A 17,691-nucleotide genomic window follows, 5' to 3' on the forward strand; every position below is an offset into this window, starting at 1 on the left:
CCGCACAGCGCCGACAACCGCAGCCGCAGGGTCTGTATCCGAATCACGTCTGGGGCATGGATTTTGTCTCTGATGCGACGGTGGAGTCCTTCAACGGCAGGTTACGGCAGGAATGTCTGAACGAGAACGGGTTCATGTCTCTGAAGGGTGCACGGTGCAAAATCGAGGCCTGGCGCATACACTATAACCAGAGTCGTCCCCATTCTACACTGGGCTGGATGACGCCCTCCGAATTTGCCGAAAAATCTGCCGGTTGCCAGAATATGCAGCCAGAATGAAGCCGGTTATTCCTGATTATGACTGGATCACATACAGGGTCAGAGTCACGAGATTGTTTCCAAAGAGATCTGACAGTCTGGTCTGTGCCAGAGCAGACTGTACTAACATCGCTATGAATTCATCAATTGTTTGCAGGCCACCGTTTGGGAAACTAAAAATTCCACTCACATGATTAAGCCTGAAAATCTCTTGACTATCTATTTCGCCAAGGCGTAATATCCACGCGGCTGAAAATTGTATCAAAAAACGCGCTTCTTAGGCGTTACAGAAACTCTCAGCGCTTCATTTTGAAGTGCCAGTTTTTTGTGGACTTTGTCCACCTTGATACAAGGCTATCCCTCCATGAATATTTCAAACATTCGTAATTTTTGCATCATCGCCCATATCGATCACGGCAAATCAACGCTTGCTGATCGCATGATCGAACTAACCCAAACCCTTACAAAACGTGAAATGAAAGACCAGATCCTGGATTCGATGGATATTGAACGGGAGCGCGGTATCACCGTTAAACTGCAAACGGTTCACATGCTTTGGCAGGATCAACAGGGTGAAAAATGGCAATTTAATCTCGTTGATACTCCCGGCCATGTGGATTTTTCAGCAGAGGTTTCACGCAGCATTGCTGCCTGTGAAGGGGCAATTTTACTGATTGATGCAACCCAGGGCGTGCAGGCGCAGACTTTGGCCAACTTACGACTTGCCCGGCAGCACAACCTCACCATACTGCCTGCGCTCAATAAGATAGACAGCCCGTTAGCTGATATACCACGGGTAATGGCACAACTGTCCGAGATTGATGCTCTGGACTTGCAGAACGTAATGAGCCTATCGGCAAGAACCGGAGTTGGTGTTGACGCGCTGCTTTCTGCAATTCCTGAAATTTTCCCCGGACCGAAAATGGACCTTGACTCCCCTGTCAGAGCTTTCGTTTTTGACTCGCACTATGACAGTTATCGCGGGGCTATCCTACATGTTCGTATGGTTGATGGCTGTGTGAATCCGGGTGACAAACTTAAATTCATGTCCGGCGATAAGTCTTTTGATGTCCTAGAAACAGGATATTTTATGCCTGAGATGACCCGCTCAAGCGGCCTGAACACGGGGGAAGTAGGATATATCACGGGTGCCATCAAGGATATTCGCACTGTAAATGTGGGTGACACATTGACCAGCCAACATTTGCCAGCAAAAGAACTTGTTGCAAAGTACACTGAGATTAAATCCATGGTTTTTTGCGGTATTTATCCTGACGCACAAGGTGATGCCGAAGCGTTACGTAGCGCAATGCTAAAACTTCAGTTGAATGACGCTTCGCTCCAGGTCGAGCCTCATGTCTCAGAGTCGCTTGGGGCAGGTTTTCGCTGCGGATTTCTTGGTATGCTTCACAGGGAAATAATAGAGGAACGTTTGAAAAGAGAATATCAGCAGCATGTTATTATCACAGCACCCGCAGTTATTTATCGCTGTATGCTAAAAAATAACACGTTAATGGAAGTTGATAATCCGGCACTTTTCCCCTCTCATGACATACTGCTTTATGCTGAAGAACCTTTTGTTCATACCTGTATCAATACACCCTCGGATTTTGCAGGGAAAGTACTGGAATTGTGTGAACGAAAAAGAGGTGGGTATATCAGCATGTCATATCTGTCTCGTGACGATGTCTGTATCGAATACAGCATGCCACTTTCAATGATGATCGAGGGATTCTTTAGTGAGCTTAAGTCTGTCAGTCAAGGCTATGCTACGCTTGACTATCAACAAGAAGGGTACAGACGTTCTGACTTGGTAAAAGTCGATATTCACATTGATGGCCAGTCTGTAGATGCATTGGCATTTATCAGTTACACCGATATGGCTTTTCAGCGCGGAACTGCTGTTGTACATAAGTTGAAATATTTAATGCCGCGTCGTCTTTATCCGGTACCAGCTCAGGCGATTGTAAATAATAAAAGCATTGCCCGGGTTGATATTCCACCTTTGCGTAAAAATATGCTAGCGTCTGGCTTTAATGGCAGTGTATCTGCAAAACAGCGGATGATAAGGCAGCAAAGGGAAAGTAGGAAAAATAGCAGGGGCACGATGAGATTGGACATTCCCAAGGAGGTCTTTACAGAAATCCTTTCAGCGTAAATAGCTCTTACGATTCTGGCTGATGTTTAGGTCTGACAATAATTCAATTCTATCTTTCCAGAGAAGATTCAAGGTTTTGGTTTCTTGGCACTGTCACAAGCGCCCTTATCTGCTTGTGCTGCACGGTATTGTTTTGTGCCTCCGTGTCTCTTGATCTCGCGGCTGATAGTTGAGGGAGCTCGTGGTAATTTTCAGCTATGCCCCTAATGCTACTTTGTGCTACCAGCCCTCTGGATATCTCTTCTCTTTTATCAAGCGAAAGAGCTAAACGGTGTCGCTTTCGGACAAGCGCGTGATACCCACCTGTTTGGTGAATATTGGGCATGCGTGAATTAGGCTTTCAGATGCCTGAGATACCGCCGAATTCCGGTGGCCACTATATTCAGACACTGATTAATGACAAAAATTTATGCCGCCGGACAGATCAGCCGGATAAACAATGGACCATAGATCTTCGATGTGCCAGGTAAAGTTGAGGACGGCCGGCGGGCAACAGACTGGCGGTGGTTAATCAGCTTGCTCAGGTTATGTCTGTAACTGACGGGACGGTTGATGCAGTGAAGCAATTTCTCAGCGTGCGGTTCTTGATCGTATCAAGTGCATCTTTCTGGGTTAACTAAAAGGTTGCTGACGGGGGAGCAGTATTACTAACGGCCGTACTCGGAGAGCGTGGCCGACATGTGAGAACCTCCTTCGCAACAACTGCACTGCCTCTGGACGCAGAAATTGAGGGGATGCGAGTGTCAACATTTAATTAATATAATCAACCAAATGGGCAGTCGGTTACTCTTAGTCGACTACCGCTACGCACATATTAAAAGATAATTTTGTGTAAGTTCATGGCCGCGAACCGCTATTTATATTCTAAGTAATCTCTCCCTAAAGCACCGTTTGTATGGATTTGGCGGAAACTGCACTGACATGGATCTTCAAAATTGTGATCAATCTAAAAGTTAGTTATTTTGTAATCGATTACATTTTGCTTTGATAAAATGTAATCGATTACTTTCTTTGGAGAAAGTTTACCTATGCCTACTTCACAACGTTTTGACGTCGTCATTCCGCAGCACCGGCTTTTGGTTCCCCGGCTGTCGCTGATGATGTTTATGCAATTCTTTATTTGGGGCAGCTGGTCGGTCACGCTCGGGCTGGTGATGACTCAGCACAATATGTCGCTGCTGATCGGCGATGCGTTTTCAGCGGGGCCCATTGCTTCGATTCTGTCTCCTTTCGTGCTGGGAATGCTGGTCGATCGTTTCTTTCCGTCACAAAAAGTGATGGCGGTGATGAATCTGCTGGGTGGGGTGATCCTGTGGTTCGTTCCTGCTGCACTGGAGGCTGAGAATGGCGCACTGCTGATTGCGCTGCTGTTCGGCTACACCCTGTGCTTTATGCCCACGCTGGCGCTGTCGAACAACATCGCGTTTCACAGCTTGGCCAGCAGTGACAAAAGTTTCCCGGTGGTGCGGGTGTTCGGCACCATCGGCTGGATTGTGGCGGGCATCTTTATTGGCGTCACCGGCATTTCGTCCAGCACCACCATCTTCTCTCTGGCGGCGGTCTGCTCGGTGGCACTGGCGATTTACAGCCTGACGCTGCCGCATACCCCGGCGCCGGCGAAAGGTCTGCCATTTCAGCTACGCGATCTGTTCTGCGCCGATGCCTTCGCGCTGCTAAAAATTCGCCACTTCTTTATCTTTTCGCTGTGCGCCACGCTGATTTCGATTCCACTTGGCACCTATTACGCCTACACCGCCTCATGGCTTGCGGATGCGGGCGTTGAGAACGTCAGTACCGTGATGTCGTTTGGCCAGATGTCCGAAATCTTCTTTATGCTGGTGATCCCGCTGTTGTTCCGCCGCCTTGGCGTCAAATACATGCTGCTGGCCGGGATGTGCGCCTGGTTTATCCGTTACGCGCTGTTTGCGTTGGGTATGGGCGACGAAGGCCGCGCGCTGATCTACCTCGGCATTTTGCTGCACGGTGTCTGCTATGACTTCTTCTTTGTCGTGGGCTTTATCTATACCGATCGCATTGCCGGCGACAAGGTCAAAGGCCAGGCGCAGAGCATGATCGTGATGTTCACCTATGGCATTGGCATGCTGCTGGGCTCGCAAATCTCAGGTGTGCTTTACAACAGTCTGGTTGCCGGCCACGGCACCGCGCAGAACTGGGCAATTTTCTGGTGGATCCCCGCCGTTGCGGCGGCGGCGATCGCTTTACTTTTCCTCTTCACCTTTAAATATCGGGATGAAGCGGCTTAATTAACTGGAGGTAAACGTGAAAACGTTAAAAGGACCCGGGATTTTTCTGTCGCAGTTTATCGGGCAACAGACGCCCTTTAATACGCTGGACGGGCTGGCACAATGGGCATCCGCGCTGGGCTATAAGGCGCTGCAGATACCCTGTAACCACCCGTTGATTTTCGACCTTGAACGCGCTGCAACCAGCCAGACCTATTGCGATGAGGTGACAGGGGTGCTGGCCAGCTACGGTCTGGTGGTGAGTGAACTGTCCACCCATCTTGAAGGCCAGCTGATCGCGGTGCATCCGGCGCACGACCTGGCGTTTGACAGCTTTGCCCCGGCACAGGTGCGTGGTGACAATGCAAAACGTACCGCCTGGGCGATTAACACCGTAAAGCTGGCCGCCGCGGCTTCGGCGAAGCTGGGGCTCAGTGCCCATGCGACCTTCTCAGGTTCACTGGCCTGGCCGTATCTCTATCCGTGGCCACCGCATAATCCTGCGCTGCTGGAGGAAGCGTTTGAGGAACTGGCGCGCCGCTGGCAGCCGGTGCTGGATGAATTCGATAGTCACGGCGTGGATGTCTGCTACGAAATTCATCCAGGCGAAGACCTGCATGATGGCGTGACTTTTGAACGTTTTCTGGCGCAGGTGAATAATCATCCGCGCTGCAATATCCTGTTTGATCCCAGCCATCTGCATCTGCAGCACATGGATTATCTGCAGTTTATCGATATCTACCACTCACGCATCAAGGCCTTCCACGTCAAGGACGCGGAATATCTGCCAAACGGTCGCAGCGGCGTGTATGGCGGTTATCAGCGCTGGCTTGATCGCGCCGGACGTTTCCGGTCACCGGGCGATGGTCAGATCGATTTCAAAGGTATCTTCAGTAAGCTGGCACAGTACGATTACGGCGGCTGGGCAGTACTGGAGTGGGAATGCTGCTTAAAAGACAGCGAAACAGGCGCGCGCGAAGGGGCCGAATTTATCCAGCGTCACATTATTCCGGTGGCCGATCGCGCGTTTGATGACTTTGCCGCTCAGGACGGCGACCACGCCAGCGTACACGCGCAGCTTGGTCTGGACAGGGGAGCTTAGGATGATCAATGTCGGCATTATTGGCACCGGATTTATTGGTCCGGCGCATATTGAAGCCTTGCGTCGCCTTGGCAATATTCAGGTCGTTGCGATTTGTGATTCCACTCAGACGGCAGCAGAAACGCGCGCTGCTGAGCTCAACGTGCCTCACGCATACAGCGACGTCGCGGCATTTTTACAACATGAAGGGTTGGATGCAGTGCACAACTGTACGCCAAACCATCTGCACGCAGAAATTAACCGGCAGATCCTGCGCGCCGGCAAGCATGTCTTTTCTGAGAAGCCGCTGTGCATGACGATGGAGGAAGCCCGTGAGCTGGTCGAACTTGCCGAAAAAGCGGGGGTGGTTCATGGCGTCAGCTTTGTTTATCGCCAGTTCGCCATGGTACAGCAGGCCGCCAGCATGATGCGTTACCAGCAACTGGGCCGGTTGTTCTCGGCGCAGGGTAGCTATCTGCAGGACTGGATGCTGGAAGAGACTGATTACAACTGGCGCGTTGATGCCGGAAAAGGAGGCGCTTCCCGCGCCGTGGCGGATATCGGCTCGCACTGGTGCGACACCATTCAGTTCGTCACCGGCCGGAAAATCGTCGAGGTGATGGCCGATTTGTCGATCGTCTGGCCCACGCGTAAAGCCAGCCTGAATACGTCGGCAACCTTTGGGGCGCAGCAAGAAGAAATGCAGTACGAATCACGCGATGTGACCACGGAAGATATGGGCTTTGTGCTGTTCCGCTTCGATGATGGCAGCAAAGGCAGCTTTAGCGTTTCGCAGGTTTCAGCCGGGCGCAAAAACCGTCTTAGTCTCGAGGTGAACGGCAGCCTGAGTTCATTAGCTTGGGATCAGGAAATACCGCAGCAGCTTTGGCTTGGGCATCGTCACAAGGCCAATCAGCTGTTGTCCGACGATCCTTCGCTGATGAATCCGGATGTGGCAGCACGGGCACGTTTTCCCGGCGGGCACATTGAGGGATGGCCAGATGCTTTCCGTAATATGATGCAGCAGTTCTATCAGGCGGTGGAGCAGGGCAAACCGGCCTCGCCAGGATTGTCGTTTGCCACCTTCCGCGACGGCGCGCAGGTGATGGCGATTGTCGATGCGATCCTGAAAAGCCATCAGCAGCAGCGATGGGTGCGCGTCAGCGACTGAAGCCTGGCTCGGTCGGCAGACGCCGGCCGGGCTAACTTATTGTGCAGACAGATTTATGGTAACCTGCGTGTCATCTGACTGAGCAAGAGTTGCTACCATGTCCATCCAAAAAATCGCCCGTTTAGCGGGCGTTTCTGTCGCGACGGTCTCGCGGGTGTTAAACAACAGCGACAGCGTTAAAGACAAAAATCGCGAGAAAGTGCTCGAGGCGATCAAACAAAGCAATTACCAGCCCAACCTGCTGGCGCGACAGTTACGCACTTCACGCAGCTCAATGATTCTGGTACTGGTCTCAGACATATCCAACCCGTTCTGCGCCGATGTGGTGAAAGGCATTGAAGAGCAGGCCGAAAAAAATGGCTACCGCATTTTGCTGTGCAACTCCGGCTCCAATATTGAACGTTCACGCTCAAGCCTCCAACTGCTGGCGGGAAAAATGGTAGATGGCATTATCACCATGGACGCCTTCAGTAAACTTCCCGAACTTACTCACTTAATTGGCAAGACCCCATGGGTACAGTGCGCCGAGTATGCAGATGCGGGCGAGATTTCCTGCGTTGGCATCGATGATGCTGACGCGTCGCAGGAAGTGGTTCGTTATCTGAGCGGTAAAGGTCGCCAGCGCATTGCGCTGATCAATCACGATCTCAGTTATAAGTATGCGCAGCTGCGGCAGAAAGGCTATACCCGTCAGCTGGAAAGTAGCAAACAGGCCTGGCAGGCGATAACCTATGCAAGCGAACTGAGTTTTAGCGCTGGCAAGCTGGCAATGGAAAAATTGCTGGCCGCAGAAGAGCGTCCAGATGCGGTATTTGCCGTATCTGACACTCTGGCGGCAGGCGCGATGTCAGCCATTCAGCAGGCGGGGTTACGGGTGCCTGAAGATATCGCGGTGGCCGGTTTTGATGGCAGCGAACTGGCCGAAATGGTTTCACCACCGCTGACCACCATCGTGCAGCCGTCAAAGGACATTGGCCGTAAGGCGTTCAGCCTGTTACTACATAAAATTGAACATCCTGATTCACCCACGCAGCGGATAATGATGAGCTGGCACTTAACTGAACGCGCCAGCGCATAAGTCAGTCATCAGTGACTGAGTGCCGCCCGTAAGTTGTGCAGAGACGTGGTTATAATGCTCCACGGATCGTTCGGTTTGTCGTGCTCGATAATGAACAATTTCACGCCGCTGGCTTTCGCCGCCGGCAGAATGGTCTGCCAGTCCAGTAACCCTTCGCCTAAGGGTGCAAAGTTCATTTCATCATCGCGGATACCAATTGCGGCGTTATCCTTGGCATGGATGGCATAAATCCTGCTGGGATATTCCTTCAGAAAACGCACCGGATCCTGACCTCCACGAGACACCCAGGCGGCATCCATTTCCAGCTTCAGATTATTGGGTTGGGTGTGGTTCATGATGATTTCAAGCGCCGTCACACCATCGTATTTCTTCATCTCAAAGTTGTGGTTGTGATAGCCCAACTGCATGCCGTCCTTGCGCAATGTTGCACCGAGCCCATCTAGTCGTTTGGCATAATCAATCCATCCCTGACTGTTTGTCGGGCGGTCTTCCGCTTCAATCCACGGCACGATGAGGGTTTTATTGCCCACCGCTTTGTTGAAAGCAAGGGTTTGAGCGTAGGAGTTCTCAAGGGCGGACAGTTGAACGTGCGCGGAGGTCACCTTTAACTGATTTTTTGCCAGCAGCGCCTGCATTTGCTTCGCGCTCAGGTCGTGTGTGCCGACAATTTCGACATTTTTGAAACCCGCTTCGTGCGCCATGGCGAACTGTTTATCCGCCGAACCCACGTTGCGCAGGGTGTACATTTGCAAAGCAATTTCATTATCAACCTCAGCCGCCGCGACAGGGCAGGAGGTGAGCGCGACGGAAGTAAACAGCAATGAACTGGCCAGTATTCGAGTAAACATAAGGTCTCCGGATGATTAAAAGTAATCGATTACAAAGCTACGACAAAAAGTAATCGATTACTTTATAATTGTGCTGACTTTTGCAAAAATGTGATGAACCTCAAATAGGGGAGGGCATTCATCTTATTCGGGTGATTTATACCCAGTCAGGCATTTCAACGCTAAAAGAGAGACACTCTTTAAGAGGTATGATTTTGCATAATCAGACGAACAATGTCTTAGGTTCCGACGCAGCACGTTGGGCCATTTTTGCTTTGGCACTGGGCGGGTTTGGCATCGGTACGGGTGAGTTCATTATCATGGGGCTTCTGCCCGGGGTTGCAGAGTCACTTAATATCTCTGAACCGCAGGCCGGTAACGCAATCGCCAGTTATGCGCTGGGCGTGGTAGTCGGTGCACCAGTGATTGCGGTTCTGGCGGCCCGCATGGCGCGAAAAAAACTTCTACTCTGCTTGATGGCGGTGTTTTTCATTGGCAACATCGTCAGTGCATTTTCGGGCAGTTACTATCAATTGATTGGTGCCCGTTTCCTGACAGGATTACCGCACGGTGCCTTCTTCGGTGTGGCTTCTCTGGTTGCGGCCTCGCTGGTAACGCCAGAAAAACGTGGCAGGGCGTTGAGCGCTTTAATGCTCGGACTGACTATTGCCACGTTGGTGGGCGTACCGCTGGGATCCTGGATAGGGCAGGTGTTTAACTGGCACGTGGTGTTCGGTTTCGTGGGCGCCATCGGCTTGCTGACCTGTGTACTGATACTGCGCTTTGTCCCGATGACGGCGAACGAAAGTAATGCCCATCCTTTACGTGAACTGGAAGCCCTGAAGAACAGCCAGGTTCTGCTGACATTGCTAGTGGGAGCCATTGGATTTGGCGGAATGTTTGCGGTCTTTAGCTATATCGCGCCAACGCTGATCAACGTGGCTGGGATGCCTGAGGGATTGATCCCATGGGCCATGGCAGCCTTTGGTCTGGGCATGATATTCGGCAATCTGGTTGGCGGACGCCTGGCGGAGAAGGCGGTACTTAAGGTAATAGGCTGGACGTTGCTATGGAACATTCTAATTATGGCAGCTTTCCCTCTGCTGGCCACGCATGTTGCGTCAGGGATGATTGCCATATTCCTGATTGGAACGTCATCTGTTTTACTGCCGTCATTACAAATACGCCTGATGGATGTTGCCAATGATTCGCAAACGCTGGCCGCCGCGATGAACCATTCCGCCCTGAACATTGCCAATGCGATGGGCGCCTGGCTGGGAGGTCTGGCGGTGTCTTCAGGCTTTGGTTGGATATCAACGGCCTATGTTGGCGTTGTGTTGGGTGTTACCGGTCTGGTCGTCTATGCCGTTACTGTCTGGCATGCAGGCAGGCGTTAGACATGCAATGAACTCTAGTAGGATAGAGGGCTCAAAGACATTTTTTTCCTCGTTGTACTTCAGTAAAAACTGTGTTAATGGCCCAAAATGTGCCCGATTCAAGCCGGGCACATATCCTCTAAACCAATCTGTTCCTGCCCGCATGCCATGCAAAATAAGCCTGGGCGAATGAAACAAGGAGCAGACAGAGAAGGGTTGAATTCCAGGTGTGGGTATAGCCATGTAATATGCCAGCCAGACAGGGGCCCAGAGCACCAATCAGATAGCCGATGCACTGCGCCTTCCCCGACAGCTGCCCCGCCTGGTGATGCTCACGGGCTCTGAGCCCAAAGAGGGTGAGACAGGTGACCATGGACATACCCGCACCGATGCCTGCAAGGATGAGCCAGAGTACTGATACGGCTGGCATCAGCAGCAGGCCAGCAACGCCTGAGGTAATGAATAATGAGCATATCAGCCCCAGCAACCGTTGATCCCTCAGACGGGCAATGAATACGGCAGTGGACAGATTGGCTAAGACGGCAACGGCCTGATAGATGAACAAATGGAAACCTGCCACAGATGAGCTGACGCCATGTGTATTCGCCATTGAAGGATACCAGTCAATAAGCGTGTAAAAGACCATCGTCTGCAGAGCCATAAACATTGAAACCTGCCAGGCCACGCCGCTTTTCCAGACGGAGCTTGCGCCCTGGATAACAGGTTTCTTGGTTGAACCCACCTCATTATCCATTCTGGCACATACTTTTATCCACACGATAAGAGCAAAGGCTGCAGGTATAACCCAGATACCCATTGACACTCTCCATGTCGCGCTACTGAGTGCTGACAGTGGGGAAGCCATGCCGCTTGATAAAGCTGCTGTCAGAGCCATGGTGGCTGCATAAAACCCTATGCAGCGCGCGGCATGAACTGGGTAGTCCCGTTTTATTAACGGCACAACCAGGACGTTCGCAACAGCTATCCCCAGGCCGATAATGAATGTCCCTGTCCACAACCCAAAGACTCCCAGAGATGAACGCACAAGACATCCTACGGTAATTAAGACAAGTGCGGCTAAGAGCGAGCTCTCAAGGCCTATTCTGCGGGTGAGTACGGGTGCAAAAGGAGAAGCAAGGCCAAAAATGAGTAAAGGCAATGCGTTAAGTAAACCCGTATAGGTACACGATAGATTAAACGAAGCCGCGATTTGATGAATAACCGGCCCCAGGGCAGTTATTGGTGCTCTCAGGTTAGAGGCAATAAGCAGGATACCGATGAAGGTCAGTGAAAATAGGGACTTTTTAACGTGCGGTGTTTTATCTGATATAACAGACATATTAAGTCAACCCTGTAAATACGATGCGTTGATACGATCGTAAGTCATGCGTTGGTTGACGTTAACGCTTACGCAATTCAGTGAGTCTGAAATGTCTGACGCGGAGGGTATAGAAGTCTATTCTTACTGTCAAGCACGTGTGGTCGGTGGATTTGACCCGGAGCGAATAATGCGCCAGGCACGGGATAATCCCCTTTTTCCACACCGGTTCCTACAAAACCCTCCCGACCAGACCATTTTCTTCTTATAGGAGGATGAAGAGTCAGTTTTGTGCTTATTTCCCACAGGGAACCTAACAGGAATATGGTGTAATGGTCTAATCAAACCGGACACTTTGTTAGAGATATAATGAGCAATGCTAACGAGGTGAGAATGCAAAGAAAAACGTTTATCCATGAGTTCAAGCAGGAATGTGCCAACTTGGTTCTTCAGCACAAGTACCCGGTAACTCAGGCTGCTGAAACGATGAATATTGGCCCTCAATATTACAACGCTGGTTACGCCAATATCGCAGAGAAGTCAGGGGCGATACTCCCATCGTCACCGCGATTACGACTGAACAACGACGAATACAGATACTTGAAAAGCAGGTACGTCAGTTGCAAAGCGACAATGACCTGTTAAAAAATCTTCAGCCTTCTTCGTCATGGAAATGAACAACGACAAAAAGTCGCGGTGAAGCTGAAGAAGGCTGGGGCAAACATCCAGCAAGTATGTTGATGCCTGTCGCTCACGCGCAGTGTATTTTACGCCCGGAGCAGGCGGCCAGCTCTCAGAGCAAATGTACTGATGCTTCATGCGGCGGCTAAGCATCTCCATGCTTAAATTGATGCGACGTATGGCAGTCGGCGCCTACGTTAACGTTGGCCGATACCGTGTCCGTCAGAAAATGAAGACCCTGATGCTGATTGCGAAGCGTGCCGGATGTCATCGCTATCCACGTGGTGGTAAACCGGGTGTAATTGCGGCGAATCTGTTGAATCGACAGTTTAATCCAGAGACATTGAATATCTGGTGGTCAGGTGATACCACCTATCTTGACACAGCTCAGGGCTGGTTATATCTGGCTATTGTCATGGACTTATGTTCAAGAAAAATAGTGAGTTGGGCCTTCTCGGACAAACCGGAGGGTGCCCAGACTAGCCGGGCACTACGACTGGCGGTCAATAAATAGCGGCCAACAGGCCCAGTTGTATTCCATAGCGAAAGTAATAATGCCGGTGTCAGTTTTTATCATCACTCAGTTTGCCGTTAAACCAGATTGGTGTGATTACTGATGCAGTGAAGACCTTCCCGCATCCTGACTCACACAGCGATCGACCTTTTGTGTCCTGTCCGGGTTATCTGTCTGGAGATTCAACTCTGTTTCCTCACAGGAGCTCTGTCATGGCTGATAAAGTTACCGAAGCCGCCGTTGTGGGTGGCGTGGATACACATAAAGATCTGCACGTTGCCGCTGTCGTCGATCAGAACAATAAAGTTCTGGGGACCCAGTATTTCTCCACAACACAACAAGGTTACGGGCAGATGCTGGCATGGATGACCTCGTTTGGCGCATTAAAGCAAATTGGCGTGGAGTGTACAGGTACCTATGGTTCCGGGCTGCTTCGCTATTTTCAGAATGCTGGGTAGAAGTCCTTGAAGTGACTGCGCCAGATCGGATGGAGCGACGCAAACGAGGTAAAAGTGACACGATTGATGCTGAGTGTGCTGCTCATGCAGAATTCTCTGGTATAAGGACTGTTACCCCCAAAACGCGCAATGGCATGATTGAATCTCTGCGGGTGTTAAAAACTTGCCGCAAAACAGCGATAGCAGCCCGCAGAGTCACTCTCCAGATTATCCATTCCAATATTATCTCTGCCCCAGATGAATTACGTGAACAGCTCAGAAATATGACGCGCATGCAGCTCATCAGGACTTTGGGATCCTGCAGGCCTGATGCCAGTGAATACCGCAATGTTACAAATGTTTATCGCATTTCATTAAAGTCCCTTGCACGACGCTATCTCGAGTTACATGACGAAATCGCTGATCTGGATGTCATGATTGTGGCAATTGTCGATGAGCTGGCACTTGAACTGATTAAACGTAATTCTATTGGATACTAAAGCGCTTCGCAATTGCTGATCACTGCCGGAGACAATCCCCAACGATTAAGATCAGAATCAGGATTCAGGTCTTATTATTGGTGTCGGGATATTTAGATATTTAGCAAGTAGTCGTTGTGTTAATTTATATTCATGACCTATTAGAGTGGCTTCGAGTACACTATGGTTTTACGCGATATTATTTTTTCTTCATGTATTATTTCCTTTTACTAATTAAATGCATAACTCTTTTATGTCTGCACTTAATAACTTTGTGATTTTAATTGTTCGAAATAAAAACATTAAAGGAAATTTTTTTATTGATTTTTTGTTGAGTGTTTAAATTTTCAAAAATTACAGAGAATGTTCCTTAGGGTAAAAATATAAATTTGAAGTTTATATTGTAATTATTATATTGGTTTATTTATCGCATCATGGTAAAAATAGTTCTTTATCTTTTTAAGGGTAATGTTCCTTATGCTCTTTAAAGAATAATTAAGGTGCGGATGTTTTTGTTCTATGAAAAATAACTACTGATGAAATTAACTTCTAGCTGACAGCGGAAACGTGCAAATAAATATAGTTCTAATAGTATCCTCTGGATGCAGTAAATAAATCCCAATTCATTTCAACCGTAACATTCCAGCACCATGTAAAAGCATTTTTAAACAGAGGCATCCATCCATCGGCATCATGCTGAATCAGTTTACTGTAACCCCATAGTTACTCGGAGATAGGGGTTAACCGAATTCGTATCGTTATGGATTGACACAACTGAAACGAAACGGTATCGTTTCGTTATTGTCGGATCGTTTTTATACTGTACGCAAACATCAGTATGTTGGCCGTTTGAAGCTGTTTTAATGGTTATAGCGGTGCGGTGCGGTGCGGTGCGGTGGGCGCAGTAAAAAATACAACTATATGTATTTAAATGTTTTTTACTCAGTCTAGTATTGCTCAGATCATCAATGGATAAAACTGCAACCTAGATGTTTTGCAGCAAATCCTTAGTGAGGATTGACTTCGATTGTGAAGAAAATGTTGTTGGGAAGATCACCGAGTATCAGCCCAATATGAGCTCCTTAGGACGTTTTAGATAGTTAAATCAGCAGATCAGCAGATCAGCAGATCAGCAGATTAGCAGAATCAGAAGTGTATGAAGCCAACACAGTAAAGTACCACCTTGGTTAAGGCCACATATATTGGCTGGTCATTATGTCACTGATGATGAATGTGTTTCTCCAGACTTATGAGCTTCGATCCCTGATTGATGGCTCTTGGATGTGTATCCCCCACGTTAAAAAGGACTATGCAATGAAGCATCGCTCTCACTCTAGTAAGTTGGTTGGCTGTTCTGTGCCTAATGTTTTGGCTTCTCTTATGATTTCAACTTTCTGGATACCCGCTGCAATAGCAGAAACATCAACTATTAGCAGTAATGAAACCTCGAAGTGGGGTTTGGGTGCCGGTGTTGCAGCCATTCAAAAACCATATCGCGATATTGATGTTGATGTACTCCCTTTACCTTTGTTTTCGTATGAAAACAGATGGATTAGTACTTCTATTCCTAAAGTAGATCTTAAATTTCTCTCTAACGAGTCATTTACACTGAGCCTGCGAGCCAAATATGCCGGGGATGGTTATGATGCGGATGACTCTCCATTTCTTACCGGTATGGATGACCGCAAGGGCGGTGTATGGGCCGGGGGAGCAATGATGTGGAAAACTGGGATTGTCGATCTTTCGGCGGAAATTCTCGGTGAAGTGTCCGGGTATAGTAAAGGATCTCGAGCAAAATTACAGGCAGAAAAACGGTTTGCATCCGGGACTTTCGGTTTAACGCCAAGGTTCGCCGTAGAATGGGTTGATAGCAAATTTGTTGATTATTACTATGGCGTAAAAAGATCAGAGGTGCGGGTAGATCGCAGTTTTTATGAGGGGAATTCTACCACCAATATGGAGGTGGGAATTCGTATGGATTATACCATGGCTCGCCAGCATACGCTGTTCCTTGATGCAAGTGCCACCCGGTTTGGGAGTGGTATTAAAGATAGTCCATTAGTTGACAACTCAAGTCAGACATCGGTAAGTATTGGTTATATTTACCGTTTCTAATGCGCTAAATGATCTATCGCTCATGGAAATTCATATCATGAGCGATAAAATATCAGTTATGGAATAACCTCGATAGTATTTTCAGGTCATACAAAAAATGACTAACGTGCAGTTATCTCTCTTAAAAACGATGTGCCAACCGCTATTTTTACTGGAGAGTATACTCATAATGTTCCAAGCTAAGAGTGGATGCATTCAGTTATTCCTGGTTAGGAACTGTGTGTCTATAAGAAGAAGAACATCGGGACCGTTTATTGGCATTTAAAATGCACCGCGTTTTACTCATTATTTAATGGTTTTTTAAATAAAATTCACTGAAAATAAAAAATATTGAGTGAGGGGATTCTATTACTAGGTTTGCTATAGGCCTGGGAAGGGGGGCTATGAAACCTCAATCAGATGATTTATAAACATAAGCACGTATGAAAACTTCAACTGCGCGTGAAACAATATCTGTAATTTGCTGTTCACTGAGTTGTATTATTACATTATATAAGCCTGCTTCATTTATCTCAGATTCAAGCAAGCCGAAATAATGACAAGCAACAACATGAGGATCCGCTTCGTATAAATAGCCTCGTTCAATGAGTGGTTTAAAGTATAGTCCTAGATGCTGTATGGCTTTGTTTGGACCTTGCTCATAAAACAATTGACCTAAGTCTGGATTTGCGGACGCCGTAATCATCATACGTCTGGCTGCAAGAGCGCGTGGTGTATGAAAACTAGAAAGAATGTAGTGTCCAAATTTTGTCAGAGCGTCTTTACAATTTTCTTCATGGTTTGGGAAAAGAAGTGAGTCTACAGCACTTTCTGATGAACTAATCGGCTGTGGACCATCTCCAGTACAGTACAAGAAATTGATGATTTCATTGTCATTTCCTTGTGATGCTTTGATTATCAGTGCGGAAAACAACGACTCCTTTGAATCAAAATATCGATACAAAGTAGATTTTGCACTGCCTGATCTTGATGCTATTTGATCCATGGTGGATTGCTCAAATCCGACCTCAAGGAATACGTCTCTTGCTGCGGACAAAAAGGCATTTCGTACACTTTCTGATTTGCTTCTGGACATCGGTGCTCCACCAAATTCTAATCTACAATAAAATGATGTAAGATACCGAAACGATGAAGTATCGTTTCGGTATTGTCAAGTGGTGCGATTGTGGACAGGATAATTTACTTCAAATGGCGAGTCGACCTGCATATTTTTTGAGTTAATTGATTACCTTTACCTGATTCAGGATGCTGGCGTTATTTTTAAATTCCGAAAAAAAGCCATCGTACCGGATTCAAGCCATACGCCAACACCACCTCGCTGATTTGCACCCAGTTTCAAGTCTGTAACTATAAGTGATGGAGTTGATTTTGACCCTGACCCCGTATGTGATCCATTCATAATCAGGAATAACCGGCTTCATTCTGGCTGCATATTCTGGCAACCGGCAGATTTTTCGGCAAATTCGGAGGGCGTCATCCAGCCCAGTGCAGAATGGGGACGACTCTGGTTATAGTGTATGCGCCAGGCCTCGATTTTGTACCGTGCATCCTCCAGAGACATGAACCCGTTCTCGTTCAGACATTCCTGCCGTAACCTGCCGTTGAAGGACTCCACCGGCGCATTATCCGTCGGTGTTCCCGGGCGTGAGAAGTCGATCCTGATCCCTCGTTCATATACCCACCTGTCCAGCATTTTCCCTGCAAATCCAGAACCATTATCGGTTTTCAGCAACTGAGGTAAAGGACGTCTGAGCGCTATGCTGTTCAGCATTTCTGCCACTTCTGTTGAACGCAAATTCTGCCCCACGCAGAGCCCCAGGCATTCGCGGGTGTACAGGTCGATAACCGTCAGCAGGCGCAGTCGTCGCCCGTCAAACAGCGCATCAGAGACAAAATCCATGCCCCAGACGTGATTCGGATACAGACCCTGCGGCTGCGGTTGTCGGCGCTGTGCGG

13 protein-coding genes and 2 pseudogenes are annotated in these 17,691 nt (G+C 48.6%); 10 read left to right on the plus strand and 5 right to left on the minus strand.

Annotated features, from left to right (window positions below):
* Nucleotides 1-278: transposase (locus tag DXU84_RS24365; protein ID WP_228389059.1), on the plus strand; the 278-nt coding region annotated here is incomplete at its 5' end.
* A 343-nt stretch (nucleotides 279-621) separates the two neighbouring features.
* On the plus strand, nucleotides 622-2,415 hold the full coding sequence (gene lepA, locus DXU84_RS24370; RefSeq protein ID WP_037035731.1) for a translation elongation factor 4: 1,794 nt from the start codon (nucleotides 622-624) through the stop codon (nucleotides 2,413-2,415).
* 71 nt (nucleotides 2,416-2,486) lie between these two features.
* Here lepA and DXU84_RS24375 read toward each other — a convergent pair.
* Nucleotides 2,487-2,749: pseudogene (locus tag DXU84_RS24375) on the minus strand (helix-turn-helix domain-containing protein); the annotation flags it as partial.
* A gap of 694 nt (nucleotides 2,750-3,443) precedes the next feature.
* Between DXU84_RS24375 and DXU84_RS24380 the strand changes: the two are divergent.
* From DXU84_RS24380 to DXU84_RS24395, 4 genes are all read left to right on the plus strand, one after another.
* Complete coding sequence (locus tag DXU84_RS24380; protein WP_037035732.1) at nucleotides 3,444-4,679, plus strand: MFS transporter; 1,236 nt, start codon at nucleotides 3,444-3,446, stop codon at nucleotides 4,677-4,679.
* A gap of 16 nt (nucleotides 4,680-4,695) precedes the next feature.
* Nucleotides 4,696-5,760: a sugar phosphate isomerase/epimerase gene (locus tag DXU84_RS24385; protein ID WP_037035734.1), complete on the plus strand. Its 1,065-nt coding sequence runs from the start codon at nucleotides 4,696-4,698 to the stop codon at nucleotides 5,758-5,760.
* Nucleotide 5,761: 1 nt separating this feature from the next.
* Entirely contained in the window at nucleotides 5,762-6,910 is a 1,149-nt protein-coding gene (locus DXU84_RS24390; RefSeq protein WP_153376807.1) for a Gfo/Idh/MocA family protein, read from the plus strand.
* Nucleotides 6,911-7,007: 97 nt separating this feature from the next.
* Nucleotides 7,008-7,988 carry a LacI family DNA-binding transcriptional regulator gene (locus DXU84_RS24395; protein ID WP_153376808.1) on the plus strand — a complete coding sequence of 327 codons (981 nt, stop codon included), beginning with the start codon at nucleotides 7,008-7,010 and terminating at the stop codon, nucleotides 7,986-7,988.
* An 8-nt stretch (nucleotides 7,989-7,996) separates the two neighbouring features.
* Here the strand turns inward: DXU84_RS24395 and DXU84_RS24400 are convergent, their stop codons facing one another.
* Entirely contained in the window at nucleotides 7,997-8,836 is an 840-nt protein-coding gene (locus DXU84_RS24400; protein ID WP_153376809.1) for a sugar phosphate isomerase/epimerase, read from the minus strand.
* 194 nt (nucleotides 8,837-9,030) lie between these two features.
* On the opposite strand from DXU84_RS24400, the gene DXU84_RS24405 reads away from it, so the two are divergent.
* Nucleotides 9,031-10,212 carry an MFS transporter gene (locus DXU84_RS24405; RefSeq protein WP_228389060.1) on the plus strand — a complete coding sequence of 394 codons (1,182 nt, stop codon included), beginning with the start codon at nucleotides 9,031-9,033 and terminating at the stop codon, nucleotides 10,210-10,212.
* A 118-nt stretch (nucleotides 10,213-10,330) separates the two neighbouring features.
* On the opposite strand, the gene DXU84_RS24410 is transcribed toward DXU84_RS24405, so the two are convergent.
* Nucleotides 10,331-11,530, minus strand: coding sequence for an MFS transporter (locus DXU84_RS24410; protein WP_153376811.1), 1,200 nt, complete (start codon nucleotides 11,528-11,530; stop codon nucleotides 10,331-10,333).
* An 817-nt stretch (nucleotides 11,531-12,347) separates the two neighbouring features.
* Here DXU84_RS24410 and DXU84_RS24415 point away from each other — a divergent pair.
* The 3 genes and pseudogenes from DXU84_RS24415 to DXU84_RS24425 all read left to right on the plus strand — a co-directional run bounded on the left by DXU84_RS24415 (nucleotide 12,348) and on the right by DXU84_RS24425 (nucleotide 15,735).
* On the plus strand, nucleotides 12,348-12,704 hold the full coding sequence (locus DXU84_RS24415; RefSeq protein WP_153376812.1) for a DDE-type integrase/transposase/recombinase: 357 nt from the start codon (nucleotides 12,348-12,350) through the stop codon (nucleotides 12,702-12,704).
* Between the two features lie 212 nt (nucleotides 12,705-12,916).
* Nucleotides 12,917-13,707 (plus strand): annotated as a pseudogene (locus tag DXU84_RS24420) (transposase); the annotation flags it as partial.
* A 1,227-nt stretch (nucleotides 13,708-14,934) separates the two neighbouring features.
* Nucleotides 14,935-15,735, plus strand: a complete 801-nt coding sequence (locus DXU84_RS24425) for a MipA/OmpV family protein (protein WP_153376813.1) — start codon at nucleotides 14,935-14,937, stop codon at nucleotides 15,733-15,735.
* A gap of 391 nt (nucleotides 15,736-16,126) precedes the next feature.
* Here DXU84_RS24425 and DXU84_RS24430 read toward each other — a convergent pair whose 3' ends face one another.
* Nucleotides 16,127-16,810, minus strand: a complete 684-nt coding sequence (locus tag DXU84_RS24430; protein ID WP_153376814.1) for a TetR/AcrR family transcriptional regulator — start codon at nucleotides 16,808-16,810, stop codon at nucleotides 16,127-16,129.
* 342 nt (nucleotides 16,811-17,152) lie between these two features.
* Nucleotides 17,153-17,691: IS3 family transposase (locus DXU84_RS24435; protein ID WP_153376815.1), on the minus strand; the 539-nt coding region annotated here is incomplete at its 5' end.

Source organism: Rahnella sp. RcJ3, from assembly GCF_009498575.1.
GTDB classification, from domain to species: domain Bacteria; phylum Pseudomonadota; class Gammaproteobacteria; order Enterobacterales; family Enterobacteriaceae; genus Rahnella; species Rahnella aceris.